Source organism: Sulfurimonas sp. NW7, assembly GCF_051132265.1.
Classification (GTDB): Bacteria; Campylobacterota; Campylobacteria; order Campylobacterales; family Sulfurimonadaceae; genus Sulfurimonas; species Sulfurimonas hydrogeniphila.
Genome location: NZ_CP093235.1, coordinates 2,182,930 through 2,198,238, shown reverse-complemented (window position 1 = coordinate 2,198,238; position 15,309 = coordinate 2,182,930). Strand labels below are relative to the sequence as shown.

At 36.6% G+C, this 15,309-nt stretch carries 19 protein-coding genes; 15 read left to right on the top strand and 4 right to left on the bottom strand.

The window, feature by feature from the left end; genetic code table 11:
- Positions 1 to 204: 204 nt before the first annotated feature.
- On the top strand, positions 205 to 1,464 hold the full coding sequence (locus tag MLC35_RS11475) for an OmpP1/FadL family transporter (RefSeq protein ID WP_434637105.1): 1,260 nt from the start codon (positions 205 to 207) through the stop codon (positions 1,462 to 1,464).
- A 199-nt stretch (positions 1,465 to 1,663) separates the two neighbouring features.
- On the opposite strand, the gene purM is transcribed toward MLC35_RS11475, so the two are convergent.
- Positions 1,664 to 2,662 (bottom strand): phosphoribosylformylglycinamidine cyclo-ligase, encoded by a 999-nt coding sequence (gene purM, locus MLC35_RS11470; RefSeq protein WP_434637103.1) that lies wholly within the window; start codon positions 2,660 to 2,662, stop codon positions 1,664 to 1,666.
- Positions 2,662 to 2,862 carry a YgaP family membrane protein gene (locus MLC35_RS11465; RefSeq protein WP_151899275.1) on the bottom strand — a complete coding sequence of 67 codons (201 nt, stop codon included), beginning with the start codon at positions 2,860 to 2,862 and terminating at the stop codon, positions 2,662 to 2,664. The genes purM and MLC35_RS11465 overlap by 1 nt, the downstream gene beginning before the upstream one ends.
- Positions 2,863 to 2,984: 122 nt before the next feature.
- On the opposite strand from MLC35_RS11465, the gene MLC35_RS11460 reads away from it, so the two are divergent.
- The 4 genes from MLC35_RS11460 (at position 2,985) to MLC35_RS11445 (ending at position 5,134) form a co-directional block, all read left to right on the top strand.
- Positions 2,985 to 3,536: a spermidine synthase gene (locus MLC35_RS11460; protein WP_151899276.1), complete on the top strand. Its 552-nt coding sequence runs from the start codon at positions 2,985 to 2,987 to the stop codon at positions 3,534 to 3,536.
- Entirely contained in the window at positions 3,536 to 4,132 is a 597-nt protein-coding gene (gene coaE, locus MLC35_RS11455) for a dephospho-CoA kinase (protein ID WP_434637101.1), read from the top strand. Before MLC35_RS11460 ends, coaE begins: the two co-directional genes overlap by 1 nt.
- Positions 4,129 to 4,887 (top strand): diaminopimelate epimerase, encoded by a 759-nt coding sequence (dapF, locus tag MLC35_RS11450; protein ID WP_434637098.1) that lies wholly within the window; start codon positions 4,129 to 4,131, stop codon positions 4,885 to 4,887. The genes coaE and dapF overlap by 4 nt, the downstream gene beginning before the upstream one ends.
- Before the next feature lie 70 nt (positions 4,888 to 4,957).
- Positions 4,958 to 5,134 carry a hypothetical protein gene (locus MLC35_RS11445; protein ID WP_434637096.1) on the top strand — a complete coding sequence of 59 codons (177 nt, stop codon included), beginning with the start codon at positions 4,958 to 4,960 and terminating at the stop codon, positions 5,132 to 5,134.
- Positions 5,135 to 5,176: 42 nt separating this feature from the next.
- Here MLC35_RS11445 and prfA read toward each other — a convergent pair whose 3' ends face one another.
- Positions 5,177 to 6,244: a peptide chain release factor 1 gene (gene prfA / locus MLC35_RS11440; RefSeq protein ID WP_418640816.1), complete on the bottom strand. Its 1,068-nt coding sequence runs from the start codon at positions 6,242 to 6,244 to the stop codon at positions 5,177 to 5,179.
- 12 nt (positions 6,245 to 6,256) lie between these two features.
- A complete protein-coding gene (gene rpsT, locus MLC35_RS11435; protein ID WP_151899280.1) occupies positions 6,257 to 6,517 on the bottom strand; it encodes a 30S ribosomal protein S20 in 261 nt (86 codons plus the stop codon).
- Positions 6,518 to 6,724: 207 nt separating this feature from the next.
- Here rpsT and glmM point away from each other — a divergent pair, with 207 nt between their 5' ends.
- From glmM to MLC35_RS11385, 10 genes are all read left to right on the top strand, one after another.
- On the top strand, positions 6,725 to 8,065 hold the full coding sequence (gene glmM, locus MLC35_RS11430; RefSeq protein ID WP_434637093.1) for a phosphoglucosamine mutase: 1,341 nt from the start codon (positions 6,725 to 6,727) through the stop codon (positions 8,063 to 8,065).
- On the top strand, positions 8,058 to 8,519 hold the full coding sequence (gene lspA, locus MLC35_RS11425; RefSeq protein WP_434637090.1) for a signal peptidase II: 462 nt from the start codon (positions 8,058 to 8,060) through the stop codon (positions 8,517 to 8,519). The genes glmM and lspA overlap by 8 nt, the downstream gene beginning before the upstream one ends.
- 72 nt (positions 8,520 to 8,591) lie before the next feature.
- Entirely contained in the window at positions 8,592 to 9,890 is a 1,299-nt protein-coding gene (gene tig / locus MLC35_RS11420; protein ID WP_346389825.1) for a trigger factor, read from the top strand.
- A 3-nt stretch (positions 9,891 to 9,893) separates the two neighbouring features.
- Positions 9,894 to 10,484, top strand: coding sequence for an ATP-dependent Clp endopeptidase proteolytic subunit ClpP (gene clpP / locus MLC35_RS11415; RefSeq protein ID WP_151899284.1), 591 nt, complete (start codon positions 9,894 to 9,896; stop codon positions 10,482 to 10,484).
- Between the two features lie 9 nt (positions 10,485 to 10,493).
- Complete coding sequence (locus tag MLC35_RS11410) at positions 10,494 to 11,531, top strand: GGDEF domain-containing protein (protein ID WP_151899285.1); 1,038 nt, start codon at positions 10,494 to 10,496, stop codon at positions 11,529 to 11,531.
- A 23-nt stretch (positions 11,532 to 11,554) separates the two neighbouring features.
- Complete coding sequence (def, locus tag MLC35_RS11405) at positions 11,555 to 12,079, top strand: peptide deformylase (protein ID WP_346389824.1); 525 nt, start codon at positions 11,555 to 11,557, stop codon at positions 12,077 to 12,079.
- Between the two features lie 77 nt (positions 12,080 to 12,156).
- A complete protein-coding gene (locus MLC35_RS11400) occupies positions 12,157 to 13,104 on the top strand; it encodes a magnesium chelatase domain-containing protein (protein WP_434637088.1) in 948 nt (315 codons plus the stop codon).
- A 777-nt stretch (positions 13,105 to 13,881) separates the two neighbouring features.
- Entirely contained in the window at positions 13,882 to 14,103 is a 222-nt protein-coding gene (locus MLC35_RS11395; protein WP_434637086.1) for a DUF2188 domain-containing protein, read from the top strand.
- A 2-nt stretch (positions 14,104 to 14,105) separates the two neighbouring features.
- On the top strand, positions 14,106 to 14,324 hold the full coding sequence (locus tag MLC35_RS11390) for a hypothetical protein (RefSeq protein ID WP_434637084.1): 219 nt from the start codon (positions 14,106 to 14,108) through the stop codon (positions 14,322 to 14,324).
- Positions 14,325 to 14,529: 205 nt separating this feature from the next.
- The gene (locus MLC35_RS11385) at positions 14,530 to 15,309 is read left to right on the top strand and encodes an NERD domain-containing protein (protein WP_434637081.1); all 780 of its coding nucleotides are present in this window, start codon (positions 14,530 to 14,532) and stop codon (positions 15,307 to 15,309) included.

Sequence of the window (15,309 nt, the reverse complement as noted above, 5' to 3'; positions counted from 1 at the left end):
TCTATTTCTTCCATTTTTATAATATTTTATTATGTTCCTCAGTGATTTTTGTTATACAATGAACTATAATGATTTAATCTATAAGTTTTTATGATACTTATGTTTCTCTTCTTAAGATGCAATTAATTTTTTATCCCATATAATACTTTCAGTCGAAATAGCTTTGGCTATCTCAAAAATTTGACATACTCTTAAGGAGAGAAAATGAAAAAAACAATTAAATTAGCAGTAGTAGCTGCATTAGCTTTAGGTGCAACTTCTGCATTTGCAACAAATGGTTCAGCTTTAATCGGCATGGGTGCTAAAGCTCGTGGTATGGCTGGAACAGGTATTGGTATGAGTCATGGTGCAGAATCAGCACTGACAAACCCTGCTTTGATTACATCAGTAGAAAAAACAGAAATCTCTTTTGGTGGTACCATTTTTATGCCAGACGTAAAGAATGAAAACGGTGTAAATTTGGGTCCACTTGGTGATGAGAGTGGAAGTGCTACAAGTGATGCTGATATGTCTGTTATTCCTGAAGTCTCTATTGCATCAAAAGTTGCAGATAATTTTTATATTGGTGTAGGTATGTGGGGAACGGCCGGTATGGGTGTTGATTACAGAGATGCTAATGATGCAAATACTGGTCAAATGAATATGGTTACAAATTTACAATTAATGCAATTTGGTGTACCTTTGGCATATAAAATTTCAAATTTTAGTTTAGCTGTTACTCCTATTCTTCAATATGGGGCATTGGATATTAATTATGTTATGTCAGATGCTTTAGTGACCGCAATGACTGGTGGAACTGTAACAAAAGGATATACAGTTGGTAATGGTGTAGCACAAGACTTATCTTTTGGTTTTAATATTGGGGCATCTTATGAAATGAGTGGTTTAACCATTGGGGCGGTGTATAAGTCAAGAATTGATATGGAGTATAAAGGACAATTGTCAAGAGCAATTCAGAATTTTGGCGTTGCTACTTACACAAATGATAAACTTTCTACACCAGCTGAACTTGGTATAGGTGCTTCTTATGTAATGGGTGAGCATACTGTAGCGATTGACTATAAACAAATAAAATGGTCTGATGCAAAAGGGTATAAAGATTTTGAATGGGATGATCAAAATGTTATCTCTTTAGGATATGAGTATACTGCGAAAAATTGGGCAGCACGTATTGGTTATAATTATGCTTCAAGTCCAATTTCTGAACAAAGTTATTCAGGAGTTAATGGTGCTGGCTTGAGCTCAGGGTTGGTTAATACTTTTAATCTTTTAGGCTTTCCTGGTGTTGTAGAATCACATTATGCTGTTGGTGGAACATATGCTATTAGTGAAGTGACTTCTTTTGATGTGGCGTTTACTTATGCCCCTGAGGTAACTAATACATATAAAAACTTTTTGGGACAAAATATTACAACAAAACATTCACAAACTGGATTGAGCTTACAAGCTAACTTTGCTTTCTAGAAACCAAAAAGAAATTCTCCTTTCTTTTTAATGTATCGCCACATGGCGATACACTTTTATTTCCTCTTTTATAATTTATTTCTTAGAAAATCTTTCAGTTATTGATATTGTTACTATACTGTGAAGCGTTATGTACTGTATTGTAGTATTTGAAGCCCGGAAAGGCCTCAAATTTGCAGGTAGGAAAGTTTGGGGTGTATTAAATGAGCTTGGCTTCGCGTTTGCCTTCTTTAATCTCACCGATAAGGTAAGAGCCTTCTGCTGATGCTAAAACTTTGTCTACATTTGACGCTTTAACAACGAGGATCATCCCGACACCCATATTGAATGCTCGAAACATCTCATCACGGGCTACATGCTCGCTCATAAGTTCAAAAATAGGAAGAACCCTGATAGCATCTTCTTTTACTTCTGCCATTAAGTTTTCAGGCAGTACACGTGGAAGGTTTTCTACAATGCCGCCACCTGTGATGTGTGCCATAGCTACTATCTCGTTTTTAAGTGCTTTGAATGTTTTGACATAGATATTTGTCGGCTCTAAGAGAGTTTCTATCAGCGGTTTACCGTGAAAGTCGTCATCAAAGTTGAGTTTCATTTTTTCAAAGAGCACTTTTCTTGCAAGTGAAAAACCGTTTGAATGCAGTCCGGAACTTGGAAGTGCTATAAGTTTGTGTCCTGCACGAACCAAGCTTACTCTGTCCATTTCAGATTTTTCTGCAACACCGACTGCAAAACCGGCAAGGTCATAGTCATCTTCGGAGTACATTCCCGGCATTTCAGCTGTTTCTCCTCCAATAAGTGCACATTCACTGCGGATACATCCCTCTGCTATGCCTGTAACGACATTGGTTGCTACATTTACATCGAGTTTTCCGGTTGCATAGTAATCAAGAAAGAAACTCGGAGTTCCAAAGTTACAGATTAAATCATTGACACACATTGCAACCAAATCAATACCAACGGTATTGTGAATACCGCTGTCAATGGCAAGTTTGAGTTTTGTGCCGACACCGTCGGTTGCCGCAAGCATGACAGGCTCTTTAAAACCTTTTGGCAATTCAAAGGCACCGGCAAATGAGCCGATGCCTCCAAGGACTCCGGGAACTTTTGTACTTTTGACAAGAGGTTTTATATTTTCTACAAAACTGTTTCCTGCATCTATATCTACACCCGCGTCTTTATACGAAATTTGACTCATTATTTTGACTCCGAATCTTGTGGTAAATCACATTTTTTTGAAATGATACAAAGTGGACAGAAATTAGTCAAGCCCGCAATGAGAGGAATAAGTCCAAGATAGAACCATACTATGCCTGTGATTAAGCCTGCAATAATGAGAGCAAGACCAAGCGCAATGCGAAACACTCTGCAAAACTTTCTAATTTTGTTATAATCCATTTTATACCTTTAAGTTTTTATAAATATTATGTAATTATAGCGATATTAAGTAAAATTAATCCAAATATGCTAAAATCGCTTTTAATTAATCTACGGGCAAAGCCCATAACAGGAATTTAAGAATGAAAGATTTTATATATAACGAAATGATGGTGCATGTGCCATTGTGTACACATAAAGAGCCAAACAATGTTTTAATCATCAGTTCAAACTCGGCAGGCTTTGTGCAAGAGATACAAAAATATAAATATGATGATATTAATTGTGATGTAATTTCAGCAGATATAAATTTGCTCCGTGAGGTTGCCGATGACAAATATGATGTAGTGATCTCAGAACTTGAGACAGATGCTGCAGTTTTAGCGCATTTTAATCGTGTGTTAAACGAAGAGGGACTTTTGGTAACAGCGCACCCTTCTTTGGATGATGTACCTGAAAACAAAAGAATTATGCAAATTTTAGGCAAATATGCAAAAATCATTATGCCATATAACCTAGGTAATGGAAAAACAGCTCTTTTGGCATCAAAAGAGTATCATCCAACAGCAGATATAATTTTACAAAGAACAGATCTTCTTGACGGTTTAGAATATTACAACTGTGATATTCATCCTGCTGCTTTTGCTACCGGAAACAATGTGAGAAAAGAGTATCTGGGCATTATTAAAAACTAATGGCTTATGAGTATGCTATTGCACTGACAGGCGGTATTGCTACTGGAAAAAGTACAGTAGCCTCACTGTTGGCACTGAACGGAATGCGGGTTATTGATGCAGATACGATTTCACATGAAATTCTCGATGACTCTGTAGAATGGGTGATGGAAACTTTTGGAAGTAAGTATGTAAACGGTACAAAAGTAGACAGAACAAAGTTAGGAAGTTATATTTTTTCTCATCCTGCCGCGAAAAAAACACTTGAAGCGTATCTGCATCCTAAAATACAGGCTGAAATAGAAAAACGCAGTGAAAAGCAGGATAAATTTCAATTCCCCTATCTTATAGATATCCCGCTTTTTTTTGAAAATTCCAATTATGATATAAAAGAGAGTGTTGTAGTATATACTCCTGAAGATATTCAACTTGAGCGTTTTATGAAACGTAACGGTTACTCAGAAGAGGAGTCTTTGAAGCGAATTGCTTCACAAATGCCGATTGATGAGAAAAAAAACAAAGCGACATGGATTATAGACAATTCAAAAAATCTCAAACATCTGCAAAATGAGGTAGAGCAATTTGTAGAGAAGATAAAGGAGATATACAAAAAATGAAAATAAGCAAATACAGTGCAAACGGAAATGATTTTGTAATATTTCATGATGATAGAAAACAAGAGCGCAACGAGCTTGCAAAAGTCTTGTGCCATCGTCAAGAGGGCATCGGAGCAGACGGACTGATAGTCATCGTGCCTCATGAAAAGTATGATTTTGAATGGGAGTTTTATAACTCTGACGGAAGTCATGCGGATATGTGCGGAAATGGCAGTCGGGCATGTGCACATTATGCGTACAATCATAACCTTGCACCTGCAAAAATGCAGTTTATGACAGGAGCCGGTGTTATTGGCGCAGAAGTCGAAGAAAATACTTCCAAAAATGCTATGGTGACAAGCGAACTGACAGCTCCTGAGATTCTTGAAACCGGCATAGAATTTGGCGGGCACTCCTGGTGGCTGATAAATACAGGTGTGCCGCATTTGGTACGATATACCGACTCTATAGAAGATTTTGACACAGAAGAGGCAAGAGAACTTCGCTATGTTTATAATGCAAATGTCAATATTATGCATGTAGAAAGCGGCAATTTGAGAGTCCGTACTTATGAACGCGGTGTGGAAGATGAAACATTGGCCTGTGGGACAGGAATGGCTGCCTGCTTTTACAGAGCTTACAAAGAGGGCAAAGTCAAAAACAATATTGAGGTTTATCCGACAAGTGGCGATACACTCTATTTGGGTGTAAATGAAAAAACGATTACTTTTAAGGGGCGTGTGAAAAAAACTTTTGAAACAGAGTGGGAAGTTTAGATTGCTAGGTTACATGTAAAGCTTATAAGCTTGAGGCTTTAGCATAGAACGTACGGGTTCCGAGGGAGCGTTGAGCCTAACCTGTACATTTTTAGGAATCGGTACTTCAGTGCCGACTGCTGCAACTCTTCTGCCACTTTCAGCCCAGACTGAAGTCTGGGTTCTGAAAAAGTCGATGAAACTTAACGGAATAAGCATTGAATTCTGGGTTTCAGTACCTGCATCGGCTTTACATGTAAGCTTGTAAAGCTATTTGCAAGCTTTGTTAACGAAGTTAAAGCAAAGCCCTTTAGAGCCCTGCAGCCTCTACGATTTTTGCCTGATGGTCTGCAATAAGCGGCTCGATGATTTCATCAAGCAGTCCGCCGCTCATAATTTCATTGAGTCTGTAAAGTGTCAAGTTGATTCTGTGATCACTGATACGGTTCTGCGGATAGTTATATGTTCTGATTCTTCCGCTTCTGTCACCGGTACCTACCTGTGCGGCACGTTGTGCAGCATCTTCGGCTTGAGCTTCTTGCATTTGTAAGTCATAAAGTCTTGCTTTTAAGACTTTCATCGCTTTTTCTCTGTTTTTATGCTGTGATTTCTGATCCTGATTAGTGACAACCAGACCTGTAGGCAGGTGAGTAATGCGAACAGCCGAGTCGGTAGTGTTGACAGACTGTCCTCCACAACCTGATGAGCGCATCACATCTATTTTTAAATCATTTTCGTTAATTTCAATTTCAACATCATCTACTTCAGGCATAACCGCTACCGTAATAGCAGAAGTATGCACACGTCCTTGGCTTTCTGTTTGAGGGACACGCTGAACACGGTGTGTCCCGCCTTCGTATTTCAACCTGCTGTAAACCTGTTCCCCTTTTATAAGTGCTATAACCTCTTTGTATCCGCCTGCATCTGAAGGAGAAGTGCTCATCAGTTCTATTTTCCAGCCTTTTAAATCTGCATAGCGCGTATAGGCATCAAACAGGTCTCCGACAAAGATTGCCGCTTCATCTCCACCGGCACCGGCACGAAGCTCTACAATGATATTTCTGTCATCATTGGGATCTTTTGGAAGAAGGAGCATTTTTATCTCTTCTTCCAAAACGGAAACCTGAGGTTCAAGTTCTTTAAGCTCTTCTTTTGCCATATCACCCATTTCCGGGTCTGAGAGCATCTCTTTTGAGTCACTGATTTCTTCTAAAAGTGCTTTGTACTCTTTTGTCTTTTCAACGATCGGTAAAAGGGAAGACTGTTCTTTGGAAAGTTCTGTCATCCGTTTGATGTCAGAGGTGATGTCAGGTGAACTTAGCAATTCGCTAAGTTCGTTATAGCGGTTGATAAACGGTGTAAGTTTATCTGCTAACATTTGTTGCTAGCCTTATATTGCGTTTACAGATTTGTGTAGACGGCTTACTTTTCTTGCAGCAGTCTCTTTTTTCAAGATACCTTTGCTTACAAATTTGTGAATTTGCTGGTTTGCAACTTTAAATGCTGCCTGTGCTTCTTCTTTGTTACCAGCTTCAACTGCTGAACTAACTGCTTTTACGATATTTTTAAGACGAGTTCTATAGAAACGATTACGTTCGGTACGAACGAGTGTCTGGCGAATTCTCTTAATTGATGACTTGTGATTTGCCATTTAATGAGTCCTTTTTGGAATTTAAGTGCGAAATATTACCTTAAAAATAATTAAAATTAAGTTAAAGGGTGGTAAAATACTTGAAATTGTCCTGAATGTTTACTTTCAAGCTTCAAAAAAAGAGAGCGAATCCTCCCTTTGGTCTGAGTCTCTTTTTTTAAATCTTGCAAGTAAACCGGCAAATCGAATATTTTGAGTGGAGTGAATATGAAACTATTTGGCACAGACGGCGTACGAGGCGAGGCAGGTTCTTTTTTAAGTGCTTCGGTTGCTATGAAGGTTGCTATGGCTGCGGGGATTTATTTGAAATCGTCGGCAGTTACAAATAAAATACTTGTAGGAAAAGATACACGCAGAAGCGGCTACATGATAGAGAATGCTATTGTAAGCGGATTGACGGCTATTGGGTATGATGTCATTCAGGTTGGTCCTATGCCTACACCGGCTATAGCATACATTACAGAAAATATGCGCTGTGATGCGGGGATTATGATTTCTGCTTCACATAATTCTTATGAAGATAACGGGATTAAGTTTTTTAACGCCCACGGGGATAAATTTTCAAGTGAGACAGAAAAAGAGATAGAAAATATATATTTTAACGATGCACTTCTTAATAACTCCCAGGTTACAGGCAAGGCAATAGGAAAAGCAAAACGAATTGATGATGTGATAGGGCGTTATATAGTACAACTTAAAAACTCTTTTCCCGTGCATATGACCTTGCAGGGTATACGTATCGTTTTAGATACCGCAAACGGAGCTGCTTATAAAGTCGGTCCGACTGTTTTAGAAGAGCTTGGTGCTGAGGTCATTGTGCTACACGATAAACCAAACGGTTTTAATATTAATGAAGATTGCGGCGCTTTGCATACGAAAGATTTATGTAATCGTGTTGTAAAGTATAGAGCAGATTTAGGCATAGCGCTTGATGGTGATGCTGACAGACTTGTTGTTGTAGATGAAACTGGAGAAGCAGTAGATGGTGACCATCTTCTGGGTGCACTTGGCGTTTACCTACATAAGCAAAACAAGCTCAAAGGCGGAGGAATCGTAACGACTGTCATGAGTAATCAGGGACTAGAAGATTACATGTCAGAAAATGGTTTGAAATTTTTTCGATCAGATGTCGGAGACAAACATGTTTTGGAAATTATGAAAAAGCAGGACATTAACTTTGGCGGGGAACAAAGCGGACATATTATATTTAGTGATTTTGCAAAAACCGGAGATGGACTTGTAGCAACACTTCAGGTACTTGCCTTATTGATTGATAAAAAGAAAAAAGCTTCAGAGCTTTTACGACCATTTCCTTTATATCCGCAAAAACTTGTGAACTTACATGTAAAGAGAAAAAAGCCTTTAAATGAAATTGCTTCTCTGGATGAAAAGTTACATGCTTTAGAGAAGAAAGGAATACGGCATTTGATTCGCTACTCAGGGACAGAAAACAAACTGCGGGTTCTTTTGGAGTGTAAAGAAGCTGATATCATGAATGAAAAAATGAATGAAATCGTAGAATTCTTTAAAAAAGCGCTCAATGAATAACAGTAATAAAATGTTACGCCTTTCAGTGATATTGCTCTTTAGTATCGCAGGTGTATTTATCATCGATCAAAATATTAAAAGTCTCTTTGTTGAGGGTTTTCGTTATTATACAGAGTGTATAGATCTGATACTTGTTTACAACAAGGGTGTGGCTTTTTCAATGTTTGCATTTTTGAATGAGTATTTAAAGTATATTCAGCTTTTGCTTGTAAGTGGTGTTTTGGTATATGTACTGTACCTCAAAAAGCTATGTTACGCTTTACCGGTGGGAATACTTCTTGGAGGGGCGTTTTCCAATATTTATGACAGGTTTGTTCATGAGGGCGTTGTAGATATGGTCTACTGGCATTGCGGGTTTGATTTTGCTGTTTTTAATTTTGCAGATGTGATGATAGATTTTGCCGTTTTATGGCTGCTTATTTTAAATTTCAAACCAAATTTATGCAAAAATTAATCGCAAAAAAAGCACATTTTTGGTATGATTGTCCAAAATAATGGTGTATACAATACAGATAAAAGGAAATTGATGGAAATCAAAGCAAACAAAATTAATGGTGCAAATGCTCAAATTGAAGCAACAATCTCAAGAGATGAGGTAAATGAAAAGATAGAAAAAATTGCGAAACAACTCTCTAAAACTGCGAATGTTCAAGGTTTCCGTAAAGGGAAAGTTCCTGTTGCTATTATCAAAAAGCAATATGGTGAAAAACTTGTTGAAGATGCTGAAGCGGAAGCACTTCGTGAAGTTCTTGCAAAAGGCTTGACAGAGTTAAACATTGACAGTGCATCTTTGATTGGTGAGCCGACTATTTCTAAATTTGAAAAAAGTGATGATAAAATAGAGGTAGCCGTAAAAATAGCTATGCGTCCTGAAATAAATTTAGAGAATGTAAAATCTTTTGTTCCTGATTTTGAAAAACCTGAAGTGACAGATGAAGAGGTTGAAGAGAGAATTAAGGAAATCGCTGAAAATCAAGCGCCTTTGGTTGACATCAAGCGTAACCGTAAAATGAAAGAGGGTGATACTGCTGTTATTGACTTTGAAGGTTTTATAGACGGAAAAGCTTTTGAAGGCGGTGCTGCAGAGAATTTTGAGCTTAAACTCGGTTCGGGACAGTTTATCCCAGGATTTGAAGATCAGTTGATTGGCGTAAAAAGAGATGAAGAAGTTACAATCAATGTGACTTTTCCTGAAAACTACGGTTCAGACACACTTGCAGGAAAAGATGCCGAATTTAAAGTAAAAGTAAACGGTATTAAAGTAAAAGACGAGGTTGTTATAGATGATGAGCTTGCAAAAAAACTGCTTCCTGGTGAAGAAGATGCAACTTTGGAAAAACTTAAAGAAGAAGTAAAAAAAGCACTTGAGCAGGAAAAACTTGCAAAACTTTACAATGATGAGCTAAAACCGAAACTTTTAGAGACGCTGGTTGAAAAAATTGATTTTGATTTACCGGAGTTTGTCGTAGATCAGGAAATTGATATGGCTGTCAACAAAAAAGCATCGCAAATGAGTGAAGATGAAATCAAAGAGCTTAAAGAAAACCCTGAAAAACTAGAAGAACTTCGTGAAAGCTTTCGTGATGATGCAGTAAAAAGTGTAAAAGCGACATTCATTATAGATGCGTTGGCACAGGAGATGAGTATAAAAGTAGAAGAGCAGGAAGTGATGCAGACTATCTACTATGAAGCAATGCAAATGGGTCAAGATCCGCAAAAGGCATATGAACATTATAAAGAGGCAGGGTATCTTCCGGCAATTCAAATGTCAATGGTGGAAGACAAAGTGTTAACTGCTCTCTTGAATGAAAAGTCAGAAGCGTAAGCCATGAGCTATATTCCTTATGTAGTGGAAAAAACAGGACGCGGTGAGCGTTCTTATGATATTTTTTCCCGTCTTTTAAAAGACAGAATTGTGATGCTCAGCGGAGAGGTAAATGATGCTGTGGCATCTACTATTGTTGCACAGTTTTTGTTTCTTGAAGCAGAAGATCCCGAAAAAGATATCTATTTTTATATTAACTCTCCCGGCGGTGTTGTGACTGCGGGGATGGCTATTTTTGATACGATGAACTATATTCGTCCGCATGTTGCTACGATTTGTATCGGTCAGGCTGCATCTATGGGTGCATTTTTGCTCTCAAGCGGTGAAAAAGGCAAACGCTATGCATTGCCTCATGCCAGAATCATGATACACCAGCCTTTAGGCGGTGCACAGGGTCAGGCAACTGATATCGCAATTCAGGCAGAAGAGATTCTTCGCATGAAAAAAGAACTCAATGCAATTTTGGCAGAAAATACCGGGCAAAGCATTGAAACAGTTGAAAAAGATACAGATCGTGACAACTTTATGAGTGCTGCAGAAGCAAAAGATTATGGCATGATTGATGAAGTGTTAGTTAAGAACGACAAAGAGTAGGGAGAAAATATGGCAGGTGGATTAAAATCAAAAGTACAGAAAAACTCTAATGCAAAGACAACTGTCATAAAAAAACTGGATCTAGAGAGTTCTTCGAGTGATATTGAAATTTATGCAAAAGAGGTTTTAAATGCACTTATTGCAGACAATTTACCACCTACTCCCAATAACTTTTCACTCTATTTTGACAGACTTTTGGAAGATAAAAGCGAAAATCTTCGGAAGCAGATACACTCTATTTTGGAACTTGAAGAGAACAATGATGATGAAAATACTATTGTTTTGGAACAAAATCTTAAACAGGGATTTAGTTCCATCAAGCATATTCTTACGGTAACAGCCAACCTGTACAAAAATATGTCTTTAATGATAAAAATTTTAGAAAAAAGAAAAAAAGAGCTCAGTAATGTACCTAGTGAAAAAGAGGCTGTGAATATAATCGGTATTTTAGAGGGGGATGTTTCCAAACTGAATTCTATTTTGAAAACACAAAGCTCTCAAATGAAAACAATCTATGATGATACAGCTAAAATTGTTAAAAATGTTGAGAATGAGACAATATTTGACAATCAATTCGGAGTCTATAACAAACGTTATCTGCTTACAAAAATTGAGCAGGAAATTGGGCTTATTAAAGAGTTTAATCATAAAAGTTCTCTTATTATGATAGAACTTTCTCGTGAGCTCAAGAAAAGCGTCAACAATGATAAGGCGGTTTTACTGATGACCAGAACAATTGCAAGACTGCTTTTAAAAACTTCAAGACGAAGCGACATTGTGGCACATTACGGGAATGGCGTCTTTGCAATGCTGCTGAAGCATACAGATATAGAGAGTGCCCAAAAGGCAAGTGAGCGACTAAGTGATTTGGTTTCAAACTCTAATTTCTTTTTGGCAGACAGAGAAATTCATCTAAAAATTTCTATCGGTGTGACAGATGTAAATCCTGAAAATTCTGTTGAAGAGATTGTAGTCAGTGCAATGGACGGTATCCAAAAAGCGTATGAAGATAAAAACAGTGATTATGCTGTCTCATTGAGATCATAAAAAGCAGGAAAATTTTTTAAGAGATGAAGTTAACTATAGTAGAATATCCGGATAAAAAACTAAGAGAAAAATCTTGCGAAGTCAAAGAGTTTGATGATTCTTTGCATGAATTGCTCGATGCCATGAACCCTTTGATGATAAGCACAAACGGTATAGGCCTTGCAGCGATTCAGGTTGGACATCCGATTCGGGCACTTATTTTAAATATTCCTGATGAAGATGGAGAGCAGCCTCCTGAAAACCTGCTTGAAATTATCAATCCGGTTATGACGCATAAAAGCGGAGAAACAACCTATCAAGAAGGTTGCTTGAGTGTTCCCCAGTTTTATGAAGATATTAAACGATATGAAAATATTATTATAAATTATCAAGACAGATACGGGAACACAAAAACACTCGAAGCAGATGGGCTTTTGGCTATAGCTATTCAGCATGAGATGGATCACCTTGAAGGTATTTTATTTATAGACAAACTCTCCTATGCAAGACGAAAGAAGTTTGAAAAAGAGTATAAAAAAATGCAAAAAGAGAAAAAAAACAACAAATAAAATGACAATTTGTCATATTATTCCTTACATGTAAAGCATTCAGCTAAGATAGAAGCAACTAGAAGAAGGTTGATTCAATGAAAAAAGTTCGCTGTGCAACATATGAGGGAATAGATGCCAAAGTCGTTGATGTGGAATCAACTTTGACGAAAGGACTACCGTCCTTTTCTATAGTAGGGATGGCATCGACTGCTATTACAGAATCAAAAGAGCGGGTAAAATCTGCACTCCTGAGCAATGATTTTTCTTTTCCTCCCAAGAGAATTACTTTTCTTCTGGCTCCGTCTGAACTTGCAAAATCGGGTTCACAGTTCGATTTGAGTATGGCTTTGCTCATACTTTTGAATGAGAGTGATGCAGACTTGAACGGCTGGTTTGTCTTTGGTGAACTGGGGCTGGACGGAAGTGTAAAAGAAAATATTCAGCTCTATCCTTTAATTCTTTCTTTGGCAAATCAGGGGCTTATATCGCAAGCTGTTGTGCCGTACGAATCACTGCAAAAGCTGTCAAAAATTCCAAATGTTTCATTTTACGGAGTTAAAAGTGTCAATGAGGCTGTCAGTCTTTTGAAAAATCAGGAGACTGCAACGCCAAATATAGAACAAAGTGAAATTGGCTATCCGTATTATCAGTTAGAGGGACAAAGGTATTATTATACAAAAGAGTATACAGAAGATTTTATCGATGTCAAAGGACAAGAAATTGCCAAAAGAGCGGCTTTAATAGCCGCGGCAGGGTTTCATAATATTATTTTTGAAGGCAGTCCCGGGTGCGGGAAGAGTATGATTGCAAACAGACTCCGTTATATTCTTCCGCCCATGACAGAGAGTGAAATCCTGGATGTTGCCAAGCTTGAAGTTTTAGAAGGGTATGAACCGGAATTCAAACCTCACAGAACACTGAAAAATCCACATCACAGTTCTACACCGGCAAGTATTTTTGGCGGTGGCAGTCATAAGGCAAAAATAGGAGAGGTAGGGCTTGCACCCATGTTATCTTATAGTAATATTAAATGTAATATATAAATAATACTTTACCAACGGTTCTTTCTGTAATACTATATCATTTCACAATGTGTAATAAGTATGTGATAGTACAATATTCTACTTTTTTTTATATTTTGAATATCCATTTTCATATCTGTATTTAGCAATTGCTAATAAGACAATAAATAAAGTGAAAGTACCTAAAATTAAATTAAACATCATAGAAAAACCTTTTTCTAATTTACTCTATTATATTTTATAATAAATTAGATGGTTCTTTAATTTATTGTTTATTTAATTAGTTATAACTTCTGTATATTTGCACATCCATACTCTTAGAACTACATTGTAATTGATACGGTCATATTAATTATCCATAAAATAAACAGTAATCGTATGACAATTGATATAATATATATGCTAAGTTTAAGTGTGAAATGCAAAAGGTAGTAATTTAAAAAAGTGTAAAATTGTAAAGAAGCAGGAAAACATTTTTAGCATTAAAAAGCCAAATATCACTTAGTGAAGTGTGGAATTTCACTATGACATATAAACAGTGTCGAGCTATCTTGACTAAAGTTTTTATATTATTTGAGTAGATATTTAGTAATAGAAAGATATAATATAAATGTAAGGTTAAGTGCTACCAACACTTAATCTTCACCTAAAACGACAAGAGCCATCTAGTGTTTAAAGACTGATATGATAGATGAAGCATTATTAATACCATATTAAAGTGGTTAAAAAAGTATAGTTCATTGTATTATTGTTACAAATAGGTGCTCTAGTTAATTCAAAAAGAAAGGATTTGACAAAATGGGCAAATCGGTACATGTTACACCTCACGGTGATGATTGGCAGGTAAAAACTGCTGGGAATGAAAGAGCTTCAAAAGTTTGCAGCACACAAAAAGAATGCATAGATTATGCAACTAAACAGGCTAAAAATAATGGAGCAGAGTTGTTTATCCCCAATAAGCAAGGACAAATTCGTGCTAGAAATTCTTATGGGAATGATCCGTTTCCACCAAAGGGTTAAAGATGCAGAAGTTTGTTATAAATAAAAATCAGCAAGCTAATGGTGATCATGAAGTCCATAATACATCAACAGGTTGTTCCTATATGCCAAATGTAAAGAATCAAATTGATTTGGGATATCATGTATCTTGTAAAGAAGCGGTTATTGAAGCTAAAAAGAGATGGACAGGTCATAGGATAAACGGTTGCTATTATTGTTCTATCGCTTGTCATACAAGTTAATTATCGTAATAGATAGTTGAGTTAAAGGTAGTGTTGACACTACCTTTAATATAATATGAGCTTAGTAAACATTTAATATTATCAAAAATAGCAATGATGCATTTAATAAAGGAATGCAAAAAATTTCTAAAAACATAACAGATAGAATCACTATAGAAGACGATGAGTAAATATGTTTAATTCTTCAATAATTTTAGGATCCTTATTGCAACTATGGTGGCTACTACCAATAATAGCTGCTATCGTGTTTTTAAAATCACCTACAGGCAAAGGTATAATAGGGGAAGGTCTTCTTAATTTTGTCATAAATCTTGCTTTAAATAAAAAGAAATATCAACTATTAAAAAATATAACACTTCGGGCAGATGATGGAACCACACAAATAGACCATATAATTGTTTCGCACTATGGTGTATTTGCTATAGAGACCAAAAATTACAAAGGCTGGATATTTGGAAACGAACACTCAAAGACCTGGACACAATCAATTTATGGCAAAAAGAATACTTTTCAAAATCCTCTCCATCAAAACTATAAACATCTAAAAACACTCCAAAAGCTTTTAAGTCTGAAAGAGGATAAAATATTTTCAGTCATAGTATTTGTGGGTGAAGCAACATTTAAAACTGATATGCCTAAAAATGTTGTGTATCCTCTAGGACTTTTGAAGTTCATAAAGTCACATCATACAGTATTATTTACTCCAAGAGAGATGTGGAGGATGGTAGAGGCGATTGAGGATGCTCAATTAGCCAAGGGTTTCAAAACACATCAAAAGCACGTTAAAAATCTTAAATCAAAAAAGGATGCTTCATCATCAAAAGTTAAAAATGAAAGGTTTAAAGCTATAGACAATTTAATTTGTCCTCGATGTGGAAATGATTTAATAATGCGGACAGCAAAAAGAGGACAAAATATTGGAAATAAATTTTATGGTTGTAAAAGCTACCCTAGATGTAGGTACACAAGAAATATAGAAGGATAA